Origin of the sequence: Clostridium sp. CAG:43 (genome assembly GCF_000434655.1) — a bacterium.
Taxonomy (GTDB): Bacteria; Bacillota; Clostridia; order Lachnospirales; family Lachnospiraceae; genus Otoolea; species Otoolea fessa.
This window is the reverse complement of sequence record NZ_FR895093.1, coordinates 48,244-52,314: the sequence shown is the minus strand read 5'-3', so window position 1 is coordinate 52,314 and position 4,071 is coordinate 48,244. Positions and strand designations below refer to the sequence as shown.

Genomic DNA, 4,071 nt, shown 5'->3' with positions numbered 1-4,071 from the left:
CGCGCGCGCCGCACCGCAGGCAATCAGAAGTTCCGGCCGGTCCGGACTTAAAATTTCCTCCGGCCGAAGGTCCAGACGTTCAGCAAACACGCGCACCAGCGTCCGGTTAAAGGTCAGCGGACCGCCCTCAAAGACGACCGGCTTCTCGATCGAAAGTCCCTGTGCCAGACCGCCGATCGTCTGTTTGGCAATCGCATGGAAGGAGGAAAGCGCCAAATCTGATTTTTTAACCCCCTGATTTAAAAGAGGCTGGATGTCGGTCTTAGCGTACACGCCGCACCGTCCGGATATATCATATACGGTTGTTCCCTGTGCCGCCAGCGCGTCAAATTCCTCAACCGGTGTCTTAAGAAGAGAAGCAATCTCATCCACAAACGCACCTGTACCGCCAGCACAGCTGCCGTTCATCCGCATATCTGCGACCTGCAGCTCGCCCGTCCGTTTATCCCTCTGGAAAAAGATAATCTTCGCATCCTGTCCACCCAGCTCGATCGCCGTTCCGATTTCCCCGTACATGGCTTTCAAGGCGATCGAGTTCGCCACTACCTCCTGTACATAAGGGATCTCCAGCTCTTCCGAGAGGTGCTTTGCGCCCGAACCGGTCATCGCCGTCAGAAATGACCGCCCCGCAAGCGTCTCTTTCACCAATTTTACAGCTCTCGACACACTCTGAAGCTGATCCGAGTGATGGCGTGTATAGTCCGAAAACAGGACTTTCCCCGTTGCCACCTCCATCACTGCCACCTTCGTCGTCGTTGAGCCAACGTCAATTCCGACGAGAATCTGTTCCTGTCCGTTTTGTCCCTTCTGTTCCATTCTGTATCTTCTAACTCCTTTATCCCAGATGTCTGCAAACTTGTGCGGTCATTCTATCCGACACAAGCATCCTGCGCCCTGTCATCTCTTTTCTCTTCATCTTAACAACTTCTTAGCATCCGTCAAAACATGAAGAAGAGGCATACGGTTTTTCCCCGCACACCTCTTTACCGTATGGATCTGTACGCATCTGCCTGTTAGCGCATCAACCCTGCGTAGAGCTCCGTCGGCACATACGCCTCCACGTAAATGCCATCTTCCCGGTACTCTTCTTTTAAAAGCTGACCGTATTTGCGGATCGTCTGGATGCGTCCGGCTTCCTGGTAGGAAAATACCTTTTCCAGATAAATCTTGCGGTTTCGCAGAATCATTTCCAGAATATCCTTCAGCTCATCCAGTCCCGCGCCCGTCTTCGCAGAAATCTGCACCTGATAATCAGAATGCAGATCTTTCAGCGTCTCCGGCTGCTCCACCTGATCCATTTTGTTAAAGACTGTTACCACCGTCTTATCGCCGATCTCCAGCTGACGCAATGTATCATATACGACATACATCTGCGTGTCCATCTGCAGGTTCGACGCATCGACCACATGGAGGACAATATCGCTATAACGTGCCTCCTCCAGCGTACTCTTGAACGCCTCGATCAGATGGTGCGGCAGTTTGCGGATGAATCCGACCGTATCTGTCAGCAGGATCTCCTGTCCGCTCGCCAGCTTTAATCCACGCGTCGTCGGATCCAGCGTCGCAAACAGTTTATCCTGTGCCAGGATTCCTGCACCCGTCAGGGTGTTTAAAAGCGTTGACTTACCGGCATTCGTGTAGCCGACGATCGCCGCCGACAGCGTATATTTCCGGTCGCGCTGTTTTCTCGTCACCTCGCGGTGGCGTTTGACATCTTCCAGTTCCGACTTTAGCTGCCCGATCCGCTCATGAATCAGACGGCGGTCCATCTCCAGTTTCTTTTCACCCGGTCCTCTCGTACCGATACCGCCGCCCAGACGGGACAGGGAACTGCGCAGTCCGACCAGGCGCGCTGCGCGGTAACGCAGCTGTGCCAGCTCAACCTGGATTTTTCCCTCACTCGTCGTCGCATGCGCCGCGAAAATATCGAGAATGACCATCGTCCGGTCCATTACCTTCGTATCCAGCGCCGATTCCAGATTGCGAAGCTGTGCCGGGGACAGTTCATCGTCGCAGATCACGCCGGTTGCGCCCATTTCCCAGACCATCTCCCGCAGTTCCCCGATCTTTCCACTGCCCAGATAGGTGCCTGGATGAATCTTCTCCCGGTTCTGCACCAGACGCCCGATCGCCGTCGCCCCGGCGGTATCCGCCAGTTCCTCCAGCTCATCCAAGGACGCCTCCGTATCATCTTCATCAGAGGTGCTGACCGCCACCAGAATGACGCGCTCCTCCAGTTCTTTCATATCGAACAATTCTGCCATATTACCTCCAATATTTACCGGCTTTCCAGAAAACGGATTTCCTTCTGCACCTCCGGTGTGTCCGCACCGGCTGCCTGGCACTCCTTAAACTGTTCCAGCGCCTTCGCAAAATCGCCCTCTTTCTCATAGAGAACCGCAATATTCTGCCGGATTACCAGCGCCGTCTCACTGTCCGCCAGCGAAAGCGCCTCCTCATAATGGGACATCGCGCTCTCATAATCGCCAGCCTCCATTTCACTGATCGCAAGCTGATTATAAATCTCCGGCCCCGACACGCCGCGCTCGATCGCCTGATTGCAGTACTGGGCTGCGAGTTCACTATCCCCGGCATCCCGCGCCGCCGACGCAAGCGCCGTAAACGCCAGACTCACACCCGGAGCCGCGGCGCTGCTCTTTTTGCTGTTCTTCGCCTTTTCCTCCGCTGCCGCAAAATCCTTTTCGGCATCCTCCGCCTGTCCGGCTGCTGCCTCCGATGCCGCTTTATAATAGAGGTATTCCGCTTTTCCGCCGTCTACCTCCGCCAGAATTCCATAGGTCTGCGCTGCCGCCTTATAATCCGCCAGTTTGTATTCTGCCTCGCCGCGGTATTTTAAAACATCCAGCTCAAAAGAATTGACGATCCCATCGCTCTCATCCAGCGCTTTTCCAAACGAATCAATCGCATCCTGATAATTACCTGCATTTAACTGCTCGATTCCGGTCATACGCGCTTCTTTCGCTTCCTTCGATTCAGTGCCGCAGCCGGAAAGGATGCCCAGTGAAAGCACCGCTGCTGCCAGAAAAAGACTTATTTTTCCTCGTTTTAACCTCTTTATCTGCTTCATTTTTTACCAAACCTTTTTATTAATTCTTTCCCGTACTTCCGATCCCGCCGCGATCTTTATTGTCAAGCTTCTCTGTCTCCTCAAATACGATCTTCGGCTGATGCTCCATGATGCGGAACTGGCAGATGCGGTCATTGACATGGATCACTGTATCACGCAGCGCATATGCCGGAAAATGCCACTGATCGTTGTCCCCGCAGTAGCTCTCATCGATCACACCCATATGATTGGTCTGGATGATGCCGAAATTTTTAAAGGTACTGCTGCGCGGAACTACATGCGCCTCATAGCCCTTCGGCAGCTCCATCGCCACGCCAAGTGGAATCAAGGCAAAATCACCCTTTTTCAGCACCACCTCACGCGCCGCACGCAGGTCGATCCAGTCAGATTTGCCGTCAATGTAGGCAAGGCGGTCAATGGCGTCTGTGAAATATTTGATCTTTATGTTCATGCTGTTCATATCTGTATGAAATCCTTTCTTATTGTCACATTTTATCTGGTAATGGCTGCCTTGCAGGTTTGTTTTTCACAAAGCACCTCCCCGAAAAATATTTTTCAACTTTCCAGTTTCTCTATAATACCACACGCGCGCGTTTTCCGAAAGTATTAATTCGTGCAGGCACGGACTTTCGCTCGTTGCGCGCGAAAAATCCCGGCGGCCTGGAAATCCAGAACCGCCGGGAAGGAAATAGGTTGGAGCTGCTTCAATATCAGAATATTTTAAATGGATACTTTGCTGAACCAGCCATCAAATTATAAGAGGTTCATGAAAGTAGTCAGTACCATGGAGTTAAAGAAGTCTACGAATAAGCTTCCTACTAACGGTACGATGAAGAATGCACGCGGAGCCGGACCATAGCGCTCTACCAGTGCTCTCATGTTTGCCATTGCGTTCGGGGTTGCGCCCATACCGAAACCACAGAATGCGGTGGTCATTGCAGCTGCCTCGTAATCACGGCCCATGATGTTGAATACAAGGAAGT

General features: G+C 52.6%; 5 protein-coding genes. All 5 read right to left on the bottom strand.

Annotated features, from left to right (window positions below):
- On the bottom strand, window positions 1–816 hold an 816-nt coding region (locus tag QVO97_RS07680), incomplete at its 3' end, for a BadF/BadG/BcrA/BcrD ATPase family protein (RefSeq protein WP_288189335.1).
- A 197-nt stretch (window positions 817–1,013) separates the two neighbouring features.
- Window positions 1,014–2,264: a GTPase HflX gene (gene hflX / locus QVO97_RS07675; protein ID WP_022359760.1), complete on the bottom strand. Its 1,251-nt coding sequence runs from the start codon at window positions 2,262–2,264 to the stop codon at window positions 1,014–1,016.
- 14 nt (window positions 2,265–2,278) lie between these two features.
- Entirely contained in the window at window positions 2,279–3,088 is an 810-nt protein-coding gene (locus QVO97_RS07670) for a tetratricopeptide repeat protein (RefSeq protein ID WP_022359759.1), read from the bottom strand.
- 19 nt (window positions 3,089–3,107) lie between these two features.
- Window positions 3,108–3,539, bottom strand: a complete 432-nt coding sequence (locus QVO97_RS07665) for a dUTP diphosphatase (RefSeq protein WP_117795742.1) — start codon at window positions 3,537–3,539, stop codon at window positions 3,108–3,110.
- Window positions 3,540–3,841: 302 nt separating this feature from the next.
- On the bottom strand, window positions 3,842–4,071 hold a 230-nt coding region (locus tag QVO97_RS07660), incomplete at its 5' end, for a sodium/glutamate symporter (RefSeq protein WP_288189332.1).

What these genes read in the sequence shown, in the direction of transcription:
- hflX (WP_022359760.1), bottom strand. Translation starts at nt 2,264, where the DNA reads ATGGCAGAATTGTTCGATATGAAAGAACTGGAGGAGCGCGTCATTCTG.
- QVO97_RS07670 (WP_022359759.1), bottom strand. Translation starts at nt 3,088, where the DNA reads ATGAAGCAGATAAAGAGGTTAAAACGAGGAAAAATAAGTCTTTTTCTG.
- QVO97_RS07665 (WP_117795742.1), bottom strand. Translation starts at nt 3,539, where the DNA reads ATGAACATAAAGATCAAATATTTCACAGACGCCATTGACCGCCTTGCC.